The organism is Amycolatopsis sp. YIM 10 (assembly GCF_009429145.1).
In the GTDB taxonomy this organism is placed as follows: domain Bacteria; phylum Actinomycetota; class Actinomycetes; order Mycobacteriales; family Pseudonocardiaceae; genus Amycolatopsis.
Genome location: NZ_CP045480.1, coordinates 8,904,585 through 8,926,479 on the forward strand (window position 1 = coordinate 8,904,585; position 21,895 = coordinate 8,926,479).

The window sequence follows — 21,895 nt, forward strand, 5'->3', positions numbered from 1 at the left end:
CCCGAAACCCCGACAGCGCAGCTCAACGCGATCGGGGGCGCAGGTTTTTGATACCGACGTCGAGGGCGGCTTCCAGGTGGGTGGTGCTGCCAGTCGACAGCAGTAGGAGCACACCGCCCTGGATTCCGGCTAGTAGGGCCGCTGCTACCTGGTCGGCATCGGTCGCGGGATCGGCCTCGCCTGCGTCCTGTAGTTTCCGGACGCCTGCGGTGATCTCCGCCTGCCACTGCCGCATGAGTTCGGTCACTACCGCCTGCGCGCCGGGCGTGCTGCGCCCGAGTTGCGAGAAGAGCACGTTCAGCGGGCACTGCTGTCCCTGCTTGCGGTACCGCTCCACCACCTTGTCCCGCCACGCCTGCCAGGCCGGCCAAGAGCCGAGATCACCGAGCTGCGGTTGCTGGTCGGACAGCACCCTGCCCGCCTCGAACCGCGCCACCGCGAGCAGCAGGTCTTCCTTGCCACCCGGGAAGTAGTGGAAGAGCTGGCTCTTGCTGGTCCCGGTGCGGGCACGCACATCGTCCAGGGTGGTGACCGCGACGCCGTGCTCGCGGATCTCGGCCGCGGCGCCCTCGACGATGCGGTGGCGGGTCGCCGCGCCCTTGGCCGTCAGCTTCATCCGGGGCCTCCCTCTTTTGGACTTGCGGGTCCATTTTAATCGGCGTTGGGTCGTGGGCATGAACCTGAGCAATCGCACCGCACTGGTCACCGGATCCACCGACGGCATCGGCGTCGCCATCGCCCGCGCACTCGCGGCCGAGGGCGCACGCGTCATCGTCAGCGGCCGCGACAACGCCCGCGGCGAGAAGGTCGTCGCCGGCATTGCCGAGGCAGGCGGCGAGGCCACCTTCGTCCGCGCCGATCTGGCCGAGGGCCTCAGCGCGGTCCGCGCGCTGGCCGCCGAGCCGATCGACATCCTGGTGAACAACGCCGCCATGCTGCTCACCCCGGAGCCGACCGCCGAGGTGAGCGAGGACACCATCGATCGCGCGCTCGCGATCAACATCAAGGCCGCGTTCCTGCTGACCGGACTGGTCGCGCCCGGCATGGCCGCGCGGGGCCACGGCGCCATCGTCAACCTGGGCTCGATCAACGGCCTGACCGGGAGCGCCGGTTCGGCGCTGTACAGCATGACCAAGGCGGCGATGCACTCGCTGACCAAGTCGTGGGCCGACGAGTACGGCCCGTCCGGCGTGCGGGTCAACACCGTCGCCCCCGGCCCGACGGCCACCGAGAAGACGGCACAGTGGGGCGAGCACATCGCGCCGCTGCTCGCCCGCACGCCGTCGCGCCGGACGAGCACGCCGGAGGAGATCGCGCAGGCCGTGCTCTTCTTGGCCGGGGATGCCGCCTCGAACATCCACGGCGCCCTGCTCTCCGTCGACGGTGGTTACTCGGCCGTGTGAGCCGGCACCCCGGCCGAGTCAGCCATCCAGCAGCGGGATCAGTTGGGCCTCCTCGTAATCCAGGTGGCGTTCCAGTTCTTCGGTGAGACGCTCCACTTCGGGTAGGACGGACAAGGTGTCTGCGTGGTCGGCGCCGACCACAGTGGACAGTTCTTCGATGAGCACGGCGATCTTTTGGTGTTCCCGCCCCAGCCGGTCGATGGTCGGCGCGAGTTCCGGGCAGCGGTCGGCCAGGTACGGGAACAGGGCGGTGTCCTCGCCGGTGTGGTGGAAGGTCAAGCCCTGGCACAGGGTCAGGCAGTTCATCCGCAACTGCACACCGAGCGAGGCACCGGATTCGGCGAACTCCTTGCGGATCAAGGAAAGCTCCCGCCGGAACGCGTCGTGCACCAGCTTCAGCGCGGCGCCGGGTGACGACGCGTTCGGCGGGCCGCCCGCCACCTCGGTCAGCGCCACCACGGGCAGCACGCGGCTGGTCATCTTCTGGTAGTTGCCCCAGCCCTCGTCGACTTCCACCGCACGCGCGAAGATCCGGTCGCGTTCGGCACCCTCGAGCACGGTGGCCTCGGCCTCGTAGGTGAACACACCGGTCTCCACGGTGGCCCGCGGATTGGCCAGCAGGTTGTGGTACCAGGCCGGATGCCGTGGCCCACCGCCCGCGCTGCCGATGATCAGCAGGCGTTCCGCGCCGTCGGGCAGGTAGGCCAGCGGCACGGTGTGCGGCTGGCCGGAGCGCGCGCCGGTGGTGGTCAGCAGGATCAGCCTGGCTCCTTCGAAGTAACCGCCGACGCGGCCACCGTTGGCGCGGAACTCTTCGATCACGGGCTGGTTGAAATCGTTGGGCATACGCTTCTTTCGTAGTTTTCGGGCAGGACGAATTGCCGCCAGGGCAGGCGGGCAGGAAAAGGCAGAGATTCGCCAAAGGAAGGCAGAAACGAGCGGTCACATCGCGTCAGTCACGCGGAAGACAGGGGTAAAGATAGTCACGGGCGGGGCTCTCGCCCGCCGAGGGCTCACGCCTCGGCCGGGAACCCATCTCGATTCTGGCCCAAGGCCGACCCGGCAGTCACGATAACGACTGTAGAGCAATCGGCACCGCGATGGCAACCACCGGGCTATCGTTCCGGGCATGCGCCTGCTGCCCCTGCTGCTGCTCGCCTTCGTACTGGCCGCGTGCTCCGAACCGGTCTCCGGCCAGGCCGCGCCGGCCCCGGTCTTCGCCGCGGGCACGCCCGTGGAACTGCGGGTGGTCACGCCGGGCGGCGGCACCACGCTGACCGACAAGCAGGGCGCCACCTACGAAGTGGGGCCGGTGGTGCTGGTGCTCGACCACTTCACCAAGGTCGAAGCGGTGTTCCGCCCCGAGGGCGGCGGCTTCGTGGTCGGCGTGTCGCTGCCGGCGGATCTCGGGGAGAAGTTCGGGAAGCTGACCGAGGAGAACGTCGGCAAGCAGGTGGCCATGGTGGCGAACGGCCAGGTCCTTTCCGCGCCCACCATCAACTCACCGATTCCCGGCGGGGACATCGAAATCACCGGCAATTTCACCAGGGACGAAGCGGAAGCGCTCGCGGCGTCACTCGGCGGCCGTTAGAACTCAGCGGTCCATCAGCGCAAAAACGCCCCAGCCCAGGTACTCGCGCTGGTAGAGCACATGCTGAACGGGCGCGGAAGTCAGTTCCGCGCGCATTTCCGGAGCCAGTTCGTCATCCGGATTCCGGTCCAGCCACAATCGGGTGCTCAACCACTGCGCGGCGACGTACCGGTCCCAGCCGTCCTGGTCGGTGAGCACCATTTCCACCACGTCGCAGCCCATTTCCCCGAATGCCGAAAGCAGTTCCGGCAACGCGCGGAAATCGTCGCGCGTCCGCGCGTGACAAGCCTCCACAGTGGCCTGATCCGGTGGTTCCCGGCGCCAGTACGGCTCCCCGACCAACAGCATTCCGCCCGGTCGCAGGCTGCGGCGGAGCAGGTCCACCGTGCCGACCAGGCCCCCGCCGATCCAGGTGGCACCGAGGCAGGCGGCCACGTCGACCGGTTCCGCGGCAACGTGCCCGGTGGCGTCGGCATGCACAAACTCCACCCGATCGGTGACCTCCAGCTCGATCGCCCGTGCCCGCGCGGAGTCGATGAACACCGAACTGATGTCCACCCCCGCCCCGGTGATCCCGTGGTCACGCGCCCAGGTGCAGAGCAGTTCGCCCGAACCGCAACCGAGGTCGAGCAGTCGCGTGCCGGGGGGCAGGTACAGCGCGCGACCGAGCGCCGCCAGCTTCTCCTCGGTGAACGGGTTGTGGATGCGGTGGCGGCCTTCTCGGATGGTGAACTGCCTCGGCAGGTCCGGCAAAACTGGATTCCTCGCTGCCCGGGGAAAACGCGATCGCCGGTGAGGCTAGGCAGGGTCAGGCCGCGTCGTCCACCGCTTTTCCGGCGAACCGGTAGTGCCCGAGATCGAACCGCGCGCTGGTCCACATGGTTTCCAGGGTGAGCGAGGGCCGGAACGGCACATCGCCGTGCTTGTCGAAGTAGTAGCTGTTGGCCGACCCGCAGCCACCCTGGAAGAACACCTGTTGCGGACGTCGGGCGAGCACCTTCTCGAAGTAGGCCCGGTTCGCCTCCTCGGTGACCTCGACCCTGGTCGCCCCGGACCGCCTGGCCTCGGTCAGGCAGCGCAGGATGTGCCTGCTCTGCGTCTCGATCAGGTTGAAGTAGGAGGAACCGTTGTAACCGTACGGTCCGAGGATCATGAACAGGTTCGGGAAGCCCGGCACGCTGACCCCTTGGTACGCCTGGAAACGGTGGGTGTCCCACCAGGTCTCCAGATCGGTGCCGCCGAGCCCGGTGGTGCGGAACGGCGGCATGTTCCCGGATTCGAACACCTTGAACCCGGTCGCCAGGATCAGCACGTCGACCTCGTGCTCCACCCCCTCGACCGTGCGAATCCCTTGGGGTGTCACGCGTTCGATGCCCGCGGTCTCCAGCACCACGTTGTCGCGGTTGAAGGTGCGCAGGTAGTCGTTGGAGAAGCTCGGGCGCTTGCAGCCCAGCGCGTACCGCGGCGTGAGCTTTTCCCGGACGACCGGATCGGCGACTTCCTTGCGCAGGAACCGCCGCGCCAGCTTCTCCCCGAACTTGGCCACCGGCACGCCGGTGAAGTGCGCGGCGATCGGGAAGTTCGCCTCGACGTAGGCCTGGCTGAGCACGCGGGTCAGCCGCTTCGCGCCCGGCACCCGCCGCAGCGCCTCACGCAGCGGGCGGGTGAGCCGGGCGTCCGGCTTGGGCAGGCACCAGATCGGCGTGCGCTGGAAGACGGTCAGCCGGTCCACCGTCTCCGCGATCGACGGGATCACCTGTACCGCCGACGCGCCGGTGCCGATGATCGCGACGCGCTTGCCGCGCAGGTCGACGTCGTGGTCCCAGCGCGCGGTGTGCATGATCGTGCCGCCGAAGGAGTCCAGCCCGTCGATGGCGGGCGGTTTCGGCTGGGTCAGCACCCCGGTCGCGACCACCACGTGCCGCGCGGTGAACTGGTCGCCGCCGGTGGTGCCGAGCTTCCAGTGGTCGTGGACCTCGTCGAACGCCGCCGAGTCGATCCTGGTGTTCAGGCGGAGCCGGTCGCGCAGGCCGAAGCGGTCCACGCAGTCCTCGGCGTAGTTCTTCAGCTCGTCGCCCGGCGCGTAGACGCGGGACCAGTCGTCGCGCTTGTAGAAGGAGAACTGGTAGCTGAAGGACGGGATGTCGACGGCCACGCCGGGATAGGTGTTCCAGTGCCACGCCCCGCCGACCCCGTCACCGTCCTCGACGATCAGGAAGTCGTCGAACCCCGCCTCGCGGAGCTTGATGGCCGCGCCGATCCCGGAGAACCCGGCCCCGACCACCAGCACGTCGTAGTGCGTCATCGCCACTCCTGACCGTCGAAAGATGACAGGGCGCCCTGTCAACAGAGGCTCACACCTGACCGTCACATCTGTCAAGATGGGGTGCATGTCTCCGGTCATCCGCCCGTTCCGCGGGGTCAGTGCCGAGGATCGCCGCGCCACCCGGCGGGAGCAACTGCTCGAAGCCGCGCTCGACGTGCTGGGCGAACGCGGCCGGGACGGGTTCACCATGACCGCCGTCTGCCGCCGGGCCAAGCTCACCGAACGGTACTTCTACGAGAGCTTCGCCAATCGCGACGAACTGCTCATCGCCCTGTTCGACCAGCTCACCAGGCAGATGAGCGAACAGATCCTGCAGGCGGCCGAGACGATCCCGCCGGCCGCCGACCTGACCACGCAGTACGCCATCGCGATACGCCCGCTGATCAGCGGGCTGGAGACCGATCCGCGCCAGGCCCGCGCCTACGTCGAATGCTTCACCTCCGACCTGCTCCGCGCGCACCGCGCCAAGGTCGTGCAGACCTTCGCCTCGGTGATCACCGAGCAGGTGCTCGCGCTCAGCGGCACGCCGTTGCGCGCTCGCGTGGAGGCGACAGCGCTGCTGCTCATCGGCGGCATCCACGAGGTGCTGCACAGCTGGCTCACCGGCTCCGTGGAACTGACCGAGGACGAACTGGTCGCCGAGTTCGCCGGTATCGGCGCGACGCTGACCGAACGGCTCATCTTGCCTTGACGCTCACGTCAACGTTTACCGTCGAAGCATGAGAATCGGCGAACTGGCCAGGCGAGCCGGGACGACGACGCGCGCACTGCGGTTCTACGAAGCGCAGGGCCTACTCGACGCGCCGCGCGCGGCCAACGGTTACCGGGACTACGGCGAGGAACACGTCCGGATGGTCACCGAGATCCGGACGCTGCAGGCGGCGGGGCTCAGCCTGGACGACACCCGGCCGTTCGTCGACTGCCTGCGGTCCGGGCACGAGGCCGGGGATTCGTGCGCCGATTCGATCGAGGTCTACGAACGCAAACTGGCCGAGGTGGACGCCTGCCTCGACCGGCTCAACTCGGTGCGGGCCGACCTGCTGGCCAAGCTGGCCGCGGCCATGGCGCGACAGCCCGACCCGTGCCGGGTGACCCAGAACGAGGAGACACGGACATGATCGAGACGATCACCGACGACACCTTCGACACCGCGGTGCTCCAGCACGACCGGCCGGTACTGGTCGACTTCTGGGCGCAGTGGTGCCCGCCGTGCCACATGATCGCGCCGGTACTGGCGGAAATCGCCGAGGAGCGCGCGGACTCGCTGACCATCCGCAAGCTGAACACCGACGAGAACCCGCTGTCCATGCGGAACTACCAGGTGATGTCGCTGCCGACGCTGATCCTGTTCCGCGACGGCGTCCCGGTGCGCTCACTGGTCGGCGCGAAGCCGAAAGCCAAGCTGCTCGCCGAAATCGACGCGCTGCTCGGCCTTCCTGTGTCCTAAGTAGACAGCCAGCGGCGGATGCCGCCGAGCGCGTCGAAGTCGTAGTCCTCGCCGACCTGCCTCGCCAGGTCGGCGATGGTCACTTCCCGCAGTGCCTCGCGCCAGGCGCGATCGGCCGCGGACATCGCCCGGTTGATCGCGCACGGCCGGGTGCAGACCTCGGGCGAGGCCGCCAGCGGCCCGCGCTGCCGGATCTCCGTGCAGGTGAACGCGGGCCGCGCGCCGTCGACCGCCTCCACCACGTCGAGCACGGTCATCTCGGCAGGCGACAGGGTGAGCACGTAGCCGCCGGCGTGCCCCTGCACCGAACGGACCAGCCCGGCCCTGGACAGGCTCTGGAGCTGTTTGGCCAGGTAGCTGGCCGAGACGTCGTGCAGTTCCGCCAGCTGCGCGGCGGGCACCGGCTGGTCGACCGCGGTGAGCACCACGCAGCAGTGCAGCGCCCACTCGACTCCGCCGGAGATCTTCACCTGACCAGCGTACTTGACTCGGACACAAGTTATCCGAGTAGGATGGCGATCAACTCGGACAGTTGGTGTCCGAGTTGGAGCCAACTGGGAAGGCAGCCATGAAGATCGTGGTCATCGGCGGTACCGGTCTCATCGGGAGCAAGCTGGTCGGACGGCTGCGCGCGAGCGGGCACGAGGTGACGGCCGCGGCGCCGTCGTCCGGGGTGAACACGCTCACCGGCGAAGGGCTGGCCGGGGCGCTCGATGGCGCGCGGGTGGTCGCCGACGTGTCGAACTCGCCGTCGTTCGAAGACAACGCCGTGCTGGAGTTCTTCACCACGAGCAGCCGGAACCTGCTCGCCGCCGAAGCCGCGGCGGGCGTGGGGCACCACGTGGCGCTGTCGGTGGTCGGCGCGGAACGCCTGCCGGACAGCGGGTACATGCGCGCGAAGGTCGCCCAGGAGAAGCTGATCAAGGAATCGGGCGTGCCGTACTCGATCCTGCGCGCCACCCAGTTCTTCGAGTTCCTCGACGGCATCGCCGGGACGAGCACGGACGGCAACCAGGTGCGGTTGTCCCCGGCGCTGTTCCAGCCGGTCGCCGCGGAGGACGTCGCCGCCACACTCGCGGACGTGGTGCTCGCCGACCCCGTGAACGGCACGGTCGAACTGGCCGGACCAGAGCCGCGCGGCCTGGCCGACATCGTCCGGGAACACCTGGCGCACCAGGAAGATCCGCGCGAGGTCGTGGCCGACGAAGCCGCGGGCTACTTCGGCGCGGCGATCGACGACCGCTCGCTCACCCCCGGTGAGAACCCGCGGCTCGGCAAGATCACCTACAAGGAGTGGCTGGCCGGTTCGCGCTAGGCCTTGTCTTTATAAGCGGCGGAGCCGCTTGCGGTGGGCCGTCAGCCCGCGCCGGCGCAAACCCTCAGACATCGGCTAGATGGCTTGCAACGCGGGCACCACAAGTGCCAATGCGTCCCGCAGTAGGTCCGCTAGGGGCGGGCCCTGCGGGACCACAAGCAAATCGCCCGCGGCTGGCTGCCAGCCGCCGACCCACTGCTCCACCGCCACCCGCGCGGCTGCGGTGACGGCGGCGGCGAGCACCGCCGTCGCGAGGCCCTCGTCGCGGCCCAGTCGTTCGGCGATGGCCGCGGCCAGCGGGGATTCGATGGACGCGACCGTTTCGATGAACTCCGCCCGCAGCGCCGGTGCCGACGTGATCAGCGTCAGCGCGTCCCCCGACGGCTCGGTGTGTTGCTCGACCACCGCTTCCACCACGGCCTCGGCCAGCGGCTCGTCCGCCGGCCTGGCTCGCAGCGCGGCGCCGATCCTCAAGGCGCGCTCGGACGCGATCGCCGCGACGATCGCCTGTTCCCGGCTGGAGAAGTAGTTGTTGTAGGTGCGCGGGGACACACCGGCGGCTTCGGCGATGTCGTCCACGCGCACGTTCTCCGGTCCGCGCTCCAGCGCCAGCCGCAACGCCGCCGCGCTGAGCGCTTCCCGCGTCGCCGCCTTCTTGCGCTCGCGCAAGCCGTCCCGCTCTGTCATGGGGTCAATCTAAGCGGTCGGGTACGGTGAAATCATGCTTTGACGCCGGCCCGGTCCCCGGGCACCCCCGACACCTCCTTCGTCACGCACCCGAAATCCGACGAAGGAGTTCCCGCACATGAACATCGACGTGCCCGCGCAACTGGTCGAGTCCCATGGGGACGGACACCCGGACTGGCTCGCCGCGCTTCCCCTGCTCGTCACCGAGTTCCTCGACCGCTGGTCGCTGCGCCCCGAAGGGCCCACCTGGAACGGCTGCGCTTCGCTCGTGCTGCCGGTGACACGCGAGGACGGCACACCCGCCGCGCTCAAACTGCAGCCGCCCACCGAGGAGAACGCCGGGACCGCGCTCGCGCTGCGAACCTGGGACGGCGACGGCATCGTCCGGCTGCTCGAGTACGACCCGGATACCAGCACGCACTTGCTGGAACGGCTGGACGAGAGCAGGCCGCTGTCCGCGGTCCCGGACGAAACCACCGCGCTCGTCGTGCTCGCCGAACTGCTCGCGCGGCTGACCGCGGCACCCGCACCGGCCGGGATGCGGCAGCTCGCCGACGTGGCCGCCGCGATGCTCGACCAGGTCCCGGAAGCCGCGACCGAACTGGAGGATCCGGCCGAGCGGCAACTGCTGCGCCGGTGCGCGGCGGCCACGGCCGAAGTGCTCGGCGAGCCGGGCGACCGGCTGCTGCACTGGGATCTGCACTACGACAACGTCCTCGCCGGTGAGCGCGAGAAGTGGCTCGCCATCGATCCCGAACCGCTCGCCGGTGACCCCGGATTCGACCTGCTGCCCGCGCTGGACAACCGCTGGGACGACGTGGTCGCCACCGGGGACGTGCCCCGCGCGGTGCTGCGCCGGTTCGACCTGCTGACCGAGGCGCTCGGCCTGGACCGGCAGCGCGCCTACGGCTGGTCGATGGCCAGGATCCTGCAGAACTCGTTGTGGAACGTCGAGGACGGGGAGACCCGGCTGCAACCGGTGCAGATCGCGATCGCGGAGGCGCTCGGCACCCGGTCGTAACCACCGAGCCGCGTTGGCACCGTCCTCCGTGCCAACGCGGCTTTACATGGCACCATTGTTGTGCCATCTTGGCATTGCGATGCCATCCACCCAGTCAGGAGCGCCGATGACGCAAACGCTTCCCACCCCGCAGGGCCTGCCCATGGAGCGCGACGCGGGCCCCTTCGACCCGCCACGGGAGATCACCCGGCTGCGCGACACCCGGCCGGTCAGCCCGCTGCTCTTTCCCGACGGGCACGAAGGCTGGCTGGTCACCGGCTACGAGGCGGTCCGCCAGCTGCTGGCGGATACCCGGTTCAGCTCGCGCCAGGACCTCGGCATCCTCCACATGCCGTACGAAACCCCCGGCATGCCCCCGATGACCGAGCCCTCGCCACCGGAGCCGGGCATCTTCCTCTCCATGGACCCGCCGGACCACACGCGACTGCGCCGCAAGCTCACCGGCGCCTTCACGGTCAAGCGGATGAAGCAGCTCGAAGAGCGCATCGAGGAGATCACCGAGCAGCAATTGGACGAGCTGGCCCAGCTGCCGCAGCCGGTCGACCTGGTCAAGGAGTTCGCCCTGCCGGTGCCCTCGCTGGTGATCTGCGAACTGCTCGGTGTGCCCTACTCCGACCGTGACACCTTCCAGGTCAACAGCGCCAAGTTCATGGAGCGGGACATCACGCTCGAAGACAAAATGGCCGCGTACACCGCGATCAGCACGTACCTGGCGGAACTGGTCACGGGCAAGCGCGAGAACCCCGGCGACGACCTCCTGTCCGACCTGGCCCGCCAGGACGACCTGAGCATCGAGGAACTCGTCGGCATCGGCTTCCTGCTGTTGTTCGCGGGCCACGAAACCACCGCGAACATGCTGGGGCTGGGCACTTTCGCGCTGCTGGAGCATCCCGACCAGCTCGCCGAACTGCGGGCGAACCCGGACCTGATGCCCGGCGCCGTCGAGGAACTCATGCGCTATCTGTCCATTGCGGACATCTTCTTCCGGTACGCCGCGGAAGACATCGAACTCTGCGGGGAAACCATTCCGGAGGGATCGACCGTCATCGTTTCGATGCTGGCGGCCAACCGCGACCCGAACCGCTTCGAAAACCCCGATGCACTCGACATCCACCGCTCGGCCCGGGGCCATCTGTCCTTCGGCCACGGCATCCACCAGTGCCTCGGCCAGCAACTGGCCCGCATCGAAATGCGCGCCGGGTTCACCGGGCTGTTCAGCCGATTCCCGGATCTCCGGCTCGCCATCCCCGCCGACGAGGTGAGGCTCAAGACGGACATGAACATCTACGGCGTCCACGAACTGCCGGTGGTGCTTTCAGCGCAGTGATTCCAGCTTCGCCTCGGCCGGATCCCGATCGGGGCGGAGACCGCGCCACGCCGTGTGCCGCAGGCGGCCGTCCGAGGTGAAGCGCCGGTAGACGACCTCTTCTCCAGATTTCGAATGTCTCGTGAGACATCATGGCCGGCTGACCCGGAGTCGAGGAGTTCACTCGATCGTTGGTGGCCTGGCGTGGCACAGTCCGAACTCTTCGGTGTTGGTCGAGGGCCCGGAGGTCGCGATCCGGCCGGTGCGAATTCATCGCCCTCCGAGGGTGAAGCGTGATGCGAACTCACCGAGCTGGAGTGATCATGCCGGTTTCGTAGGCGACAATGACCAGTTGTGCGCGGTCCCGCACGGCCAGCTTGGCCAGCAAGTGGCTGACGTGGGTTTTGACGGTGCCTTTGCCGAGCCGCAGGTGTGCGGCGATCTCGGCATTGGACATTCCCCGCGCGACCAGGGTGAGCACTTCCAGCTCCCTGGCGGTCAGCGCGTCCAGCTCGCTGGTGGGTGGCGGCGCGGGCGCTCCGCGACAGAACTCGGTGATGAGGCGGCGGGTCACTGAGGGGGCCAGCAATGCCTCACCGGCCGCGACGGTCCTGATCGCGGCGAGCAGGTCGGCCGGGGGCGTGTCCTTGAGCAGGAAGCCGCTGGCTCCGGCGCGCAGCGCGGCATGTACGTAGGAGTCCAGGTCGAACATGGTGAGGACGAGCACCCGCGCGGTGGCGGGAGAATCGCAGATCCGGCGGGTGGCCTCGATGCCGTCCATCTCCGGCATGCGCACGTCCATCAGCACTACGTCCGGCTGGTGTACCGCGGCGAGTTCGACGGCTTCCGCCCCGGTCGCCGCCTCACCGACGGTGACCAGATCCGGTGCGGTCTGCAGCAGGGCGCGGAAGCTGCCGCACAGCAATGCCTGGTCATCGGCGATCAGGACGCGGATCGGTGCCTCGTCGGTGCCGTTCATCCGTCCCGCCCGGGCATCGTGGCCTCCGACGCGAGAGGCAGTCGCACGGACACCCCGAACCCGCCGTCCTGCCGCGGTCCTGCGGTGAACTCCCCCCTGTACATCTGCACCCGTTCCTGAATCCCGATCAGCCCCTTGCCGCCAGCGGATCCACGGCGGTCAGTCACGCTACCGCGACCGACTCCGTCGTCAACGATGTCGATCCGTATGTCGGCCGTGCTCGCCCGGATGGTCACCGCGCAGCGCGCGGGTGCGGCGTGTTTCACCACGTTGGTCAACGCCTCCTGCACGATCCGGTAGGCAGTCAGCTCCACGCCCGCCGCCAGCGGTGGCGTGTCCTGCACGTTCAGTTCGACCTCCACCCCCGCTTTGGCGGCCAGCGCTGCGAGCTCGGCGAGGCCGGCGAGCCCCGGTTGCGGACGCAACTGCCTGTCCTCGCCGTGTTCCCGATCTGGGCGCAGCACGCCGAGCATCCGGCGCATCTCGGTGAGCGCGTTGCGGCCGGCCGTCTCGATGTCCGCGAGTGCCTCCCGCATCTCGGGGTCGGCGTCGGGCCGGGAGCGGAGGACGTGGTTGGCGACACCGGCTCTGACGGCGATCAAGCCCACACCATGGGTGACGATGTCGTGCAGTTCCCGGGCGATCCGCAGACGTTCCTCGATGACGGCCTGCCCGGCGATCCGCCGTGCCGCCGACGCGGCGTAGGTCCGTCGCTCCTGGACCGCGCGACCGAGGATCCAGGCAAGGCTGAGCGCGATCGCGCCGGTCAGGAACAGGTTTTCCCCACCCGGCTCAGTGGGGTACAGGCCGACGAGGGGAAGCGTGACGCCGCCCATCACACTGGCGGCCAGGGCCGACCTGGTCGTCATCCAGGCGCGTCTCGGCCTGGTGAGCGCGACGGCATAGAGCGCGAAGGCGGCGGCGAAGATCGGCTCGCCGACCAGGTCGAAGCTCGCCGCCAGGACGGACAGCGCGGTGACCGTGCCGAAAACCGTGCGAGGCCAGATCCGACGCACCGACAACGGCCCCGCGATACCGGCGGCGAGCAGGCACTCCGCCCAGCCGCCCTGCCTGGCCAGGATGGTCACCACCAGGACGACGGCGTACTCGAGCGCCAGCAGACCGTCGAGCGCGACCAGGTGCCCGCGACCGAGCCTGGCGAACGGCGGCACCTGGTCGGACTCATGCACGGCACAACGCTATCGCCGCCGGTCGCCCACGCACATCCGACCGCAGGCCGTCAGCCTCGGGACATAGTCGGCGCCGGCCCGACGATCCAGCTCCGTCCCTGGACAGACTCGGGAAATCAGTCTTCACGCAGACGCGCGCGACCACGGACATCCGGCACGGTTGCGGCATGATCAAACGACATGTCCGACGACTCGTCACAGTCGTGGCCGTCGTCGCGGCCGCACCGCTCACGGTCACCGCCGCGGTCGCGGAACCGGCCATCGACTGGGGACCGTGCCCTGGCGGCGGCGGCAAGTTCGGGGTCGAATGCGCCACGCTCGACGTCCCGGTGAACTGGTCCGAGCCACACGGCCGAACCATGACACTCATGCTCGGCAGGCTGAAAGCCGAAGGACATGCCGAAGGCAACGTGCTGGTCGCCTTCGGTGGCCCCGCCGGTGGCTACGTGCAAGGGCTGCGCGACTACGTCGGTGAGTCCTACGGTGAGCTGCGCCGTCGGATGAACGTCGTCACCTGGGACATCCGCGGCGGCCCCGGCAATCTCGGCATGAGCACCCCGCTCCTGCGTTGTGACTGGCGAATGGCGGCAGTCCCCCCGTATCCGCGGAACGAGGCCGAGTACGAACGGCTCACCACGGCGAACCGCGCCGACGCGGAGAAATGCCGCGACACCGACCCGGAACTGTTCGACAACATGGATTCGGCGAGCCACGCCAGGGACATGGAGGCGATCCGGCACGCGCTCGGCGAGCCGAAGCTGAACTTCTACGGTGCTTCCTACGCCGGCTTCTTCGGTCAGGCGTATGCTCGGCTGTTCCCGCATCGGGTGCGCACCATGGTGCTGGACGGCACGTGGAACCACAGCACACGAAGCTGGCACGCCGAACTCGCCGCCCTCGCCCAGGACAATGAGCGGACCCTACGACGGTTCTTCGACTGGTGTGCCACGAACACCTCCTGCGCGCTACACGGCAGCGACGTGTCCCACCGCTGGCGCGAAGTGACCGCCACGGCGGACCGTCAGCCGATTCCCGCGCCCGCGGTAGGCGCCAGCTACAGCGGCCGGGACCTGCGCGCCCTCGGGCTGTCCGCCGCGCTTCGGGGTCAGGAACGGTGGGGCAAACTAGCCGAGGCCATCCGAGACGCCGAGCACGGCGACGCTTCGGGATTCGCACCGGCCGGCGCGCGCGTCCCCTACCCGTCCGCGCCAGCTCCCGGCGCGGTGGAATGCCTCGACTGGCCACGAGCGGGCAGCCACCGACACCTGTCCGCCATCACCGATCGGCTCCACCGAACCGCGCCGCACGTCGGGGCCTCGGCCCCGCTGCCGATGAACCTGCTGCGCTGCGAGGGATGGCCAACCCCGGTGACCAACCCACCCCGGCCGCTGCCCCGGCACCTGCCACCGTTACTCGGCACGGGAGCGTGGAACGAGTTCGACGCGGTCAGCAGGGTCGTCGCGCAGGTACCAGGAAGCGGATCTGTCCGGCACGAAGCAGCCGGTCACACGCTGTACTTCGACAACGGTTGCGCGCGGGGACACATCGACCGCTACCTCACCGATCGAATCGTGCCGAAACCAGCAACCGAGTGCTGAGGCGACGGTGACCGAGCAAGCGCCGACGCTCGCACCGCAGGGCGTCGGCACCCAGAATCCGAGACCGCATGGACAGCTAGACACCAGCCCGACCGTACCGACGGACAGCCCACTAGGTGGGCCGTTCCCAGCGCGGTCCTCGTGCTGGCAACGACCCGCCAGTACGGCTGGCTACTGGAATTCGGCGCAGCATTCGACCGTCTCGATTGCGCGAGTTGCCCCCGAGGGCGCACCGTCCACCCCGTCGTGCCCCACAGTGGACTACGAATGCTTCGGTCGAGTGGGCCTGCCAGGGTTCGAACTCGGTTTGCCTTCCGATCATGGGGCTGGGTTCGGCGGGTGTCGAGTGTGACCAGGATGCCGGCCTGGTCGAGTTCCTGGCGTAGCAGGGTGTTGCCGTGGTGCAGGGCCGCGATCGCTGTGGCTGCCGCGTCGAGCCGTTGGTTCAGCAGGGTGCATTCGCGGGCCCGGTCCGCGAGTTTCGCGCGGAGCTGGGTTAGCTCGTCGTTCTTGCGTGCCTCGCTGGGAGTCATCCCGCCGCATTCGGTGACGCGCGTGTCCCAGTCGGCCATGACGCGGTGGGCTCGGTTCATGGTGGCTCGGCTGACGCCGGCTTCTTTCCAGAGGTTGTCCTTGACCAGCCTGCCGTCGGTGCGCTGCGGACGCCCGGCCAGCAGTCGGTCCATGGCTTCGTGCAACCTGGCGGCGGTGGACGGCGGCCGGGGTGGTACCGGGATTCGCCGACCTTCGCGACCAGTCCCTCCAGTCGTGACCGCCGGGCGACGTCGAGCAGGCCCTGCGGGTTGAGGCCGGTGGCGGACAGGTCGGCGTGGCTGTACGTGGGCGGGATGGCGATCAGGTTCGGGCTTCCGGGTTCGAGCCCGGCGAGCAGTTCGCGGCGCTCGCGGTAGGTCCGGTTCTCCAGTGCGTCGGCACCGAGCCGGAGCAGGTCGAAGGCGAAGAAGCTGAGCGCGTGGCGGCGGGTGCGCCGGTTCTGCAGGAGGGTGAAGTCCGGTACGCCGCCCTCGTCGAGCGCGACGATCTCACCGTCGAACACGGCGGCCCGCCCGCCGAGCATGTCACCGAGGCCGCCGGCCAGCTCGGGATATTCGGCGGTGAGGTCGTTGCCGTTGCGGCTGTTCAGGCGGATCGCGCCGGACGGGCTCACCCGGAGGCAGGCGCGGTAGCCGTCCCATTTGAACTCGTAGCTGTACCTGGTGTCGTCCGGCAGCGGGCCGGCCTGGGCGAGCATCGGCTCCACGGCGGGCGGCACGCGGTCGTCTTCGGCTGCACCGGCCATCTCCGCCTCCCGCTCGTCAAGGTAACCCGGACGGCCTAGTCCCGCCCGTTGTGTGTACAGCGTAGACAGCGACGTGTACGGTGTAGACATGGGGCAGACCGGAGACCGGATCGCAGCGGTGGCGTTGCGGATCCTGCTGGCCGAGGGCGCGGAAGCGGTGACCATGCGGCGGGTGGCCGCCGAGGTGGGGGTCACGCCGATGGCGACCTACCGGCACTTCCCGAACCGCGAGGCGCTGCTGCGCGCGGTGGCCGACGCCGCCTTCGACGAGCTGGGCAAGAGCTGGCGCCCCCATGCCGAAACGGTGGACTTCGAGGAGCGTGTCCAACTACTGCTCACCGACTTCCTCGACTTCGCGCTGGGCAAGCCGAACCTGTACAAGTTCCTGATCACCGACCGCCGCGAGCCGGTGCGCCGGTTCCCGGAGGACTTCCGCGACGGGCTCTCCCCCGCCTTCGGCGCCGTCTGGACCGCGGTCGAACAGGGCATGCGCGAAGGCTCACTGGACGAAGACGATCCGCTCGAAGTGACGCTCGCGCTCACCATGCCCGCCGTCGGCCTCGTGCAGCTCTACCTCGGCGGCCGGATGAACCTGTCCGAACCCGAGTTCCGCGCTTTGTGCTCCCGGACAACCAGGAGGGTCCTCAATGGACTTCGCCGGTAAGCTCGCCGCGGTCGCGGTCTCCGCGCTGCTGTTCTTCTTCGGCACCGGACTCGATCCCGTCCCGGTGCTCGCCTGGCTCGCGCCGCTGCCGGTTTTCCTCATCGCGCCAAGGCTTTCCGGCTGGCAGGCGGCCGCGGCCGGGTTCACCGCCTGCTTCCTCGGTTCGACGAACCTCTGGTACTGGTCCGCCGGTTCACACGACCTGCCGCTGTGGCCGTGGGGCGCGGTGGTCACCGTCTGCTTCGGACTCACCTTCGCCGCGACGGTCGCGCTGTACCGCGCGCTGGCCAGGAACCCACTGCTGGCGGTGGTCGGTGCGGCGGCACTCTGGTCGGCCGTGCTGCACGTGGTGTCGATCAGCAATCCGATGGGCATCACCGGCACGCTGGCGACCACGCAGGCCGACGTGCCGGTGGTGCTGCAACTCGCCTCGGTCACCGGTGCCTGGGGTGTGGAGTTCGTGGTGATGCTGGTGCCCGCGGCGATCGCGGCGGCGGTGACCGGCGAAGCGAAGGTGCGCGTGGCCGCGTTCGCGGCAGCCGTGCTCGCCGTGACGTTCGGCGGCGGAGCGCTGCGGCTCGCCGCGAGTGACAACGAGACGCAGCGCATCGCGCTCGTCGCGAGCAACCAGAAGGGCTGGGCGGCTGACCTCCGCGAGGACACCACCCTTCTCGACGACTACATCGGCCAGCTCGACGCCTTGCCGGGCGGCGTGAAAACGGTGGTGCTGCCGGAAGCCGCGTTCGGCTCGGACGAAGCGCGTCCCGCCGTGCTGGTCGAACCGATGCGACGGCTGGCGGCCGAGCACGGGTTCGACATCGTCGTCGGGTACGCGCACTGGAGTGGCAAGGCCAAGTACAACTACGCGCTCGTTTTCCCGGCCGGTGGCGGTGAACCGCGGTCCTATCTGAAGCACAACGACACGGTGAGCCCGACCGGCCGGGACCTCGTCGTCACGCCCGGCGGTGCGGGAGTGCTGATCTGCCTGGACATCAACTTCCGCGACCCGAGCCAGGACTACGCCGAGAGTGGGACGCGCCTGCTCGCCATCCCGGCCTCCGACGAGGACCTGAACGGCTGGCAGCACAGCCGGACCGCAGTGCTGCGCGGTGTCGAGAACGGGCAGGCGGTGGCCTGGGGCGGGCGGCAGACGATGCTGGTGCTCGCCGACGGGCACGGCCGGGTGGTCGCCGAGCAGCCGACCGGCGAACCGGCCGCGGTGCCGACCGGCGGAACGGGCGGGGCCGCAACGGTGGTCGGCGAGGTACCGACGAGCGGGACGGGCGGGTTCACCACGGTGGTCGCCGACGTGCCGCTCGGCCCGGGTGCGACCGTCTACACGCGATTCGGCGACTGGTTCGGCTGGTTGTGCGTCGGCCTGGCCGCGCTCGCCGTGCTCGTCGCGATCAGGCGACGGAAATCCCCGGAATTCCCTTCAGCTCACCGAGCAGCATCGAGCTGACCCGCACCGGGTAGTCGTCCAGGGCGTACCGGCGCAACCGTTGCCCGGCAACGAGTTCGATGCGCACCGGGGTGTCCCCCGCGTGCGCCAGCAGTGCCGACTTCAGCTCACCGACCACCTCGCGGTCGAGCTTCTCCGCGGTCGCGCGCAACACCAGCGGCGATTCCTCGCCGAGATTGGAAATGTCCAGAGGGTCCACCCCCGCGCCGAACACCGACATCTTGCCCTCCCGCCAGTTGACCCTGCCCTTGACCACCACCGGGTTGTCCTCGGTCAGTTCCGCCGAGAACAACGCGTAGGACTTCGGGAAGAACAGCACTTCGAGCGAACCGTCGATGTCCTCGACCGTGCAGATCGCCCATGGCTCGCCCTTCTTGTTGACCCGCCGCTCCAAAGCGGTGATCAGCCCGGCCACGATCAACTCGCCCTCTCGCGGCGGATCGGCCAGAATCGCGCCGATCGGCCGCTTGGCGTGCTTGCGCAGCAAGGATTCCGCGCCGTCGAGCGGATGTGCCGAGACGTAGAGCCCGAGCATTTCCCGCTCGTAGCCGAGCAGTTGCTTACGCGGGTACTCGTCCTCGCTGAACCGCAGGTGGGTCAGCGGTGACGAGGACGGGCCTGCTTCGGTGCCGAACAGGTCGAACTGCCCCATCGCCTCCCGGCGTTTGAGCGGTACGACCGCTTCGACGGCTTCTTCGTGCGCCTGGACCATCGACAGCCGCGTATTGCCGAGCGAATCGAAAGCGCCCGCCTTGATCAGTGATTCGAGCACGCGCTTGTTGCACACCACCAGCTCCGAGCGGTCGAGGAAATCGGTGAACGACGAGTACTTCCCTTTCTCCGAACGGGTTTTGATGATCGACTCGACCACGTTCGCGCCCACGTTGCGGACCGCGCCCATGCCGAAGCGGATGTCGTCGCCGACGGCCGCGAAGCGCACCACCGATTCGTTGACGTCCGGCGGCAGCACCTTGATCCCGAGGCGGCGGCATTCGGACAGGTAGATCGCGGACTTGTCCTTGTTGTCCCCGACCGAGGTCAGCAGCGCGGCCATGTACTCGGCGGGATAGTTCGCCTTGAGATAGGCGGTCCAGTAACCGACCAGCGCGTACCCAGCGGCGTGCGACTTGTTGAACGCGTACCCGGCGAACGGGAGAATGGTGTCCCACAACGCCTGCACGGCCTCGTCCGAGAAGCCGTTCGCGCGCATCCCCTCCTGGAATCCGGCGAACTCCTTCTCCAGCACCTCTTTCTTCTTCTTGCCCATCGCCCGGCGGAGCACGTCCGCGCGGCCCATGGAAAAGCCCGCGACCCGTTGCGCGATCTGCATGATCTGCTCCTGGTACACCACCAGGCCGTGGGTTTCGGCGAGGATGTCCCGCAGCGGTTCGGCCAGTTCCGGGTGGATGGGCTCGATCTTCTGGCGCGCGTTCTTGCGGTCGGCGTAGTTGTTGTGCGTGTTCATCGCCATCGGGCCCGGCCGGTACAGGGCGTTCACCGCGATGATGTCGTCGAACCCGGTGGGCAGCATCCGACGCAGCAGATCCCGCATCGCACCGCCGTCCAGCTGGAACACACCGAGGCTGTCACCGCGGGCGAGCAGTTCGTAGGTGGCCGGGTCGTCGACCTTGAGCGTGTCGAGATCGATGTCCTCGCCCCGGTTGGCCTTGATGTTGTCGATCGCGTCGCCGATGACGGTCAGGTTGCGCAGGCCGAGGAAGTCCATCTTCAGCAGGCCGATGGCCTCGCAGGACGGGTAGTCCCAGCCGGTGATCACCGCGCCGTCGTCGCGCCGCCACAGCGGAATGGTGTCCACCAGCGGCTCGGCCGACATGATCACCGCGCAGGCGTGCACGCCGGCGTTGCGGATCAGGCCTTCGAGCCCGCGGGCTGTCTCGAAGATGGTCGAGACCTCGGCATCGTTCTCCACCAGTGCCCGGACTTCCGCCGCCTCGGCGTACCGCTCGTGCGCGGGATCGACGATGCCGCCGAGCGGGATGTCCTTGGCCGCGACCGGCGGCGGCAGCGCCTTGGAGATGCGGTCCGCGATGCCGTAGCCAGCTTGTCCATAGTGGACGCGCGCGGCATCCTTGATCGCGGCCTTCGTTTTGATCTTGCCGAAGGTGATCACCTGGGCGACCCGGTCCGCGCCGTACTTGTCGGTGGCGTAGCGGATCATCTCGCCGCGGCGGCGGTCGTCGAAGTCCATGTCGATGTCCGGCATGGACACCCGCTCGGGGTTGAGGAACCGCTCGAACAGCAGTCCGAGATCGATCGGGTCGAGATTCGTGATGCCCAGCGCGTAGGCGACCAGCGAACCGGCGGCCGAACCACGGCCGGGGCCGACGCGGATGCCGACCTCGCGGGCGTGGTTCATCAGGTCCGCGGTGATCAGGAAGTAGGCGGGGAAGCCCTTCTGCGTGATCACGTCGATCTCGAATTCGGCGCGCTCGATGTACGGTTCGGGCACCCCGCCGGGCAGCCGCCACCGCAGGCCCTCCATCACCTGGTGGTGCAGCCAGCTCGCCTCGTCGTGGCCGTCCGGCACCTCGACCTGCGGCATCCGGTCGCGATGGGCGTAAACGTCCTCGTAGGACTGGACGCGCTCGGCGATCAGCAACGTCGAGTCCGCCGCACCCGGGACCTCGGTGTCCCAGTACTCCCGCATCTCCGCCGCGGACTTCAGGTAGTAACCATCACCATCGAACTTGAACCGGTTCGGATCATTGAGCGTCTTACCCGCCTGCACACACAACAACGCACTGTGCGTATCCGCCTGATCACGCGTCACATAATGCGAATCATTCGTCGCCAGCGGCCGCAACCCCAACTGCTTGCCGATCTCCAGCAAACCCTCACGCACCGACCGCTCGATCGGCAACCCATGATCCATCAACTCCAGGAAGAAGTTGTCCGGACCGAAAATATCCTTGTAATCCGACGCCGCCTGGATCGCCTCGGCCTTCTGCCCCAGCCGCAACCGCGTCTGCACCTCACCCGACGGACACCCCGTCGTCGCGATGATCCCCTCATGCAACTCCGAGATCAACTCACGATCCATCCGCGGCTTGCGGTAATACCCCTCCAGCGACGCCTGTGACGACAACCGGAACAAGTTCCGCAACCCCGCCGCGTTCTCCGCCAGCATCGTCATGTGCGTGTAAGCGCCCCCACCGGAGACATCACCACCCTCACCGAACTCATCCGCCCCACGCTGGTTCGACTGCCCCCAGAACACCGGCTTCTTGTGGAACCGCGACTCCGGCGCCACATACGCCTCGATCCCGATGATCGGCGTGATCCCCGCCTTGCGCGCCTGCTGGTAGAACTCATCCGCCCCGTACATGTTGCCGTGGTCGGTCATCCCCACCGCCGGCATCTCCAACCGCGACGCCTCCGCGAACAACGGCGCGATCTTCGCCGCACCATCCAGCATCGAGTACTCGGTGTGCACATGCAGATGAACGAACGAGTCCAAAATCGACTCCCAGTGGTTGTGGCAACGGAACCAGGCCGGGGCATTCGATCCGAGGCACTGGCCCGGTGTCCAACAACCGACACACCACAACCGGACAACCAGCAGTTGTCACCGCAGCTGGAGTTGAT

21 protein-coding genes are annotated in these 21,895 nt (G+C 68.5%); 11 read left to right on the forward strand and 10 right to left on the reverse strand.

The features are described from left to right. Positions 1–22: 22 nt before the first annotated feature. A complete protein-coding gene (locus tag YIM_RS41160; protein WP_153035508.1) occupies positions 23–616 on the reverse strand; it encodes a TetR/AcrR family transcriptional regulator in 594 nt (197 codons plus the stop codon). 58 nt (positions 617–674) lie between these two features. Here YIM_RS41160 and YIM_RS41165 point away from each other — a divergent pair, with 58 nt between their 5' ends. Continuing rightward, positions 675–1,403: an SDR family NAD(P)-dependent oxidoreductase gene (locus YIM_RS41165; protein ID WP_153035509.1), complete on the forward strand. Its 729-nt coding sequence runs from the start codon at positions 675–677 to the stop codon at positions 1,401–1,403. An 18-nt stretch (positions 1,404–1,421) separates the two neighbouring features. On the opposite strand, the gene YIM_RS41170 is transcribed toward YIM_RS41165, so the two are convergent. After that, positions 1,422–2,249 (reverse strand): nitroreductase/quinone reductase family protein, encoded by an 828-nt coding sequence (locus YIM_RS41170; RefSeq protein ID WP_153035510.1) that lies wholly within the window; start codon positions 2,247–2,249, stop codon positions 1,422–1,424. Between the two features lie 283 nt (positions 2,250–2,532). Between YIM_RS41170 and YIM_RS41175 the strand changes: the two genes are divergently transcribed. Continuing rightward, positions 2,533–2,994 carry a hypothetical protein gene (locus YIM_RS41175; RefSeq protein ID WP_153035511.1) on the forward strand — a complete coding sequence of 154 codons (462 nt, stop codon included), beginning with the start codon at positions 2,533–2,535 and terminating at the stop codon, positions 2,992–2,994. 3 nt (positions 2,995–2,997) lie between these two features. Here the strand turns inward: YIM_RS41175 and YIM_RS41180 are convergent, their stop codons facing one another. Both YIM_RS41180 and YIM_RS41185 read right to left on the reverse strand, forming a co-directional pair. Next, a complete protein-coding gene (locus tag YIM_RS41180; RefSeq protein WP_153035512.1) occupies positions 2,998–3,747 on the reverse strand; it encodes a cyclopropane-fatty-acyl-phospholipid synthase family protein in 750 nt (249 codons plus the stop codon). Between the two features lie 55 nt (positions 3,748–3,802). Further along, the gene (locus YIM_RS41185; RefSeq protein WP_153035513.1) at positions 3,803–5,299 is read right to left on the reverse strand and encodes an NAD(P)/FAD-dependent oxidoreductase; all 1,497 of its coding nucleotides are present in this window, start codon (positions 5,297–5,299) and stop codon (positions 3,803–3,805) included. Between the two features lie 85 nt (positions 5,300–5,384). Here YIM_RS41185 and YIM_RS41190 point away from each other — a divergent pair, with 85 nt between their 5' ends. The 3 genes from YIM_RS41190 to trxA are packed head-to-tail and all read left to right on the forward strand — an operon-like array spanning position 5,385 to position 6,767. Next, the gene (locus YIM_RS41190) at positions 5,385–6,011 is read left to right on the forward strand and encodes a TetR/AcrR family transcriptional regulator (protein WP_194239914.1); all 627 of its coding nucleotides are present in this window, start codon (positions 5,385–5,387) and stop codon (positions 6,009–6,011) included. A 28-nt stretch (positions 6,012–6,039) separates the two neighbouring features. After that, positions 6,040–6,438, forward strand: a complete 399-nt coding sequence (locus tag YIM_RS41195) for a MerR family transcriptional regulator (protein ID WP_153035515.1) — start codon at positions 6,040–6,042, stop codon at positions 6,436–6,438. Then, positions 6,435–6,767, forward strand: coding sequence for a thioredoxin (gene trxA / locus YIM_RS41200; RefSeq protein WP_153035516.1), 333 nt, complete (start codon positions 6,435–6,437; stop codon positions 6,765–6,767). Before YIM_RS41195 ends, trxA begins: the two co-directional genes overlap by 4 nt. On the opposite strand, the gene YIM_RS41205 is transcribed toward trxA, so the two are convergent. Further along, positions 6,764–7,237, reverse strand: a complete 474-nt coding sequence (locus tag YIM_RS41205; protein ID WP_153035517.1) for an Rrf2 family transcriptional regulator — start codon at positions 7,235–7,237, stop codon at positions 6,764–6,766. The two genes, trxA and YIM_RS41205, sit on opposite strands and share 4 nt — an antisense overlap. Before the next feature lie 98 nt (positions 7,238–7,335). Here YIM_RS41205 and YIM_RS41210 point away from each other — a divergent pair, with 98 nt between their 5' ends. Beyond that, positions 7,336–8,082 (forward strand): SDR family oxidoreductase, encoded by a 747-nt coding sequence (locus tag YIM_RS41210; protein ID WP_153035518.1) that lies wholly within the window; start codon positions 7,336–7,338, stop codon positions 8,080–8,082. 75 nt (positions 8,083–8,157) lie between these two features. Here the strand turns inward: YIM_RS41210 and YIM_RS41215 are convergent, their stop codons facing one another. Then, positions 8,158–8,769 (reverse strand): TetR/AcrR family transcriptional regulator, encoded by a 612-nt coding sequence (locus YIM_RS41215; protein WP_194239915.1) that lies wholly within the window; start codon positions 8,767–8,769, stop codon positions 8,158–8,160. Positions 8,770–8,887: 118 nt separating this feature from the next. On the opposite strand from YIM_RS41215, the gene YIM_RS41220 reads away from it, so the two are divergent. Both YIM_RS41220 and YIM_RS41225 read left to right on the forward strand, forming a co-directional pair. Next, positions 8,888–9,790, forward strand: coding sequence for an aminoglycoside phosphotransferase family protein (locus YIM_RS41220; RefSeq protein ID WP_153035520.1), 903 nt, complete (start codon positions 8,888–8,890; stop codon positions 9,788–9,790). Between the two features lie 106 nt (positions 9,791–9,896). After that, positions 9,897–11,117, forward strand: a complete 1,221-nt coding sequence (locus tag YIM_RS41225; protein ID WP_153035521.1) for a cytochrome P450 — start codon at positions 9,897–9,899, stop codon at positions 11,115–11,117. A 283-nt stretch (positions 11,118–11,400) separates the two neighbouring features. Here the strand turns inward: YIM_RS41225 and YIM_RS41230 are convergent, their stop codons facing one another. Both YIM_RS41230 and YIM_RS41235 read right to left on the reverse strand, forming a co-directional pair. Continuing rightward, complete coding sequence (locus YIM_RS41230; RefSeq protein WP_153035522.1) at positions 11,401–12,075, reverse strand: response regulator transcription factor; 675 nt, start codon at positions 12,073–12,075, stop codon at positions 11,401–11,403. After that, positions 12,072–13,265: a sensor histidine kinase gene (locus YIM_RS41235; protein ID WP_153035523.1), complete on the reverse strand. Its 1,194-nt coding sequence runs from the start codon at positions 13,263–13,265 to the stop codon at positions 12,072–12,074. Before YIM_RS41235 ends, YIM_RS41230 begins: the two co-directional genes overlap by 4 nt. A gap of 167 nt (positions 13,266–13,432) precedes the next feature. Here YIM_RS41235 and YIM_RS41240 point away from each other — a divergent pair, with 167 nt between their 5' ends. Beyond that, positions 13,433–14,863: an alpha/beta fold hydrolase gene (locus YIM_RS41240; RefSeq protein WP_153035524.1), complete on the forward strand. Its 1,431-nt coding sequence runs from the start codon at positions 13,433–13,435 to the stop codon at positions 14,861–14,863. A gap of 589 nt (positions 14,864–15,452) precedes the next feature. Here the strand turns inward: YIM_RS41240 and YIM_RS41245 are convergent. Further along, a complete protein-coding gene (locus YIM_RS41245) occupies positions 15,453–16,163 on the reverse strand; it encodes a hypothetical protein (RefSeq protein WP_153035525.1) in 711 nt (236 codons plus the stop codon). Positions 16,164–16,251: 88 nt separating this feature from the next. On the opposite strand from YIM_RS41245, the gene YIM_RS49795 reads away from it, so the two are divergent. Together YIM_RS49795 and YIM_RS41255 are read left to right on the forward strand one after the other, a co-directional pair. After that, on the forward strand, positions 16,252–16,827 hold the full coding sequence (locus YIM_RS49795) for a TetR/AcrR family transcriptional regulator (protein ID WP_153035526.1): 576 nt from the start codon (positions 16,252–16,254) through the stop codon (positions 16,825–16,827). Next, the gene (locus tag YIM_RS41255; RefSeq protein ID WP_153035527.1) at positions 16,811–18,289 is read left to right on the forward strand and encodes a nitrilase-related carbon-nitrogen hydrolase; all 1,479 of its coding nucleotides are present in this window, start codon (positions 16,811–16,813) and stop codon (positions 18,287–18,289) included. Before YIM_RS49795 ends, YIM_RS41255 begins: the two co-directional genes overlap by 17 nt. Here YIM_RS41255 and dnaE read toward each other — a convergent pair. Further along, positions 18,234–21,767 carry a DNA polymerase III subunit alpha gene (gene dnaE / locus YIM_RS41260; protein ID WP_153035528.1) on the reverse strand — a complete coding sequence of 1,178 codons (3,534 nt, stop codon included), beginning with the start codon at positions 21,765–21,767 and terminating at the stop codon, positions 18,234–18,236. The genes YIM_RS41255 and dnaE overlap by 56 nt on opposite strands. Positions 21,768–21,895: the final 128 nt, after the last annotated feature.

Bases quoted from the DNA above. Each gene is read 5' to 3' on its own strand.
- YIM_RS41160 (WP_153035508.1), bottom strand. From the start codon at position 616: ATGAAGCTGACGGCCAAGGGCGCGGCGACCCGCCACCGCATCGTCGAG.
- YIM_RS41165 (WP_153035509.1), top strand. From the start codon at position 675: ATGAACCTGAGCAATCGCACCGCACTGGTCACCGGATCCACCGACGGC.
- YIM_RS41170 (WP_153035510.1), bottom strand. From the start codon at position 2,249: ATGCCCAACGATTTCAACCAGCCCGTGATCGAAGAGTTCCGCGCCAAC.
- YIM_RS41175 (WP_153035511.1), top strand. From the start codon at position 2,533: ATGCGCCTGCTGCCCCTGCTGCTGCTCGCCTTCGTACTGGCCGCGTGC.
- YIM_RS41185 (WP_153035513.1), bottom strand. From the start codon at position 5,299: ATGACGCACTACGACGTGCTGGTGGTCGGGGCCGGGTTCTCCGGGATC.
- YIM_RS41190 (WP_194239914.1), top strand. From the start codon at position 5,385: ATGTCTCCGGTCATCCGCCCGTTCCGCGGGGTCAGTGCCGAGGATCGC.
- YIM_RS41195 (WP_153035515.1), top strand. From the start codon at position 6,040: ATGAGAATCGGCGAACTGGCCAGGCGAGCCGGGACGACGACGCGCGCA.
- trxA (WP_153035516.1), top strand. From the start codon at position 6,435: ATGATCGAGACGATCACCGACGACACCTTCGACACCGCGGTGCTCCAG.
- YIM_RS41210 (WP_153035518.1), top strand. From the start codon at position 7,336: ATGAAGATCGTGGTCATCGGCGGTACCGGTCTCATCGGGAGCAAGCTG.
- YIM_RS41215 (WP_194239915.1), bottom strand. From the start codon at position 8,769: ATGACAGAGCGGGACGGCTTGCGCGAGCGCAAGAAGGCGGCGACGCGG.
- YIM_RS41220 (WP_153035520.1), top strand. From the start codon at position 8,888: ATGAACATCGACGTGCCCGCGCAACTGGTCGAGTCCCATGGGGACGGA.
- YIM_RS41225 (WP_153035521.1), top strand. From the start codon at position 9,897: ATGACGCAAACGCTTCCCACCCCGCAGGGCCTGCCCATGGAGCGCGAC.
- YIM_RS41230 (WP_153035522.1), bottom strand. From the start codon at position 12,075: ATGAACGGCACCGACGAGGCACCGATCCGCGTCCTGATCGCCGATGAC.
- YIM_RS41240 (WP_153035524.1), top strand. From the start codon at position 13,433: ATGATCAAACGACATGTCCGACGACTCGTCACAGTCGTGGCCGTCGTC.
- YIM_RS41245 (WP_153035525.1), bottom strand. From the start codon at position 16,163: ATGGCCGGTGCAGCCGAAGACGACCGCGTGCCGCCCGCCGTGGAGCCG.
- YIM_RS49795 (WP_153035526.1), top strand. From the start codon at position 16,252: ATGGGGCAGACCGGAGACCGGATCGCAGCGGTGGCGTTGCGGATCCTG.
- YIM_RS41255 (WP_153035527.1), top strand. From the start codon at position 16,811: ATGGACTTCGCCGGTAAGCTCGCCGCGGTCGCGGTCTCCGCGCTGCTG.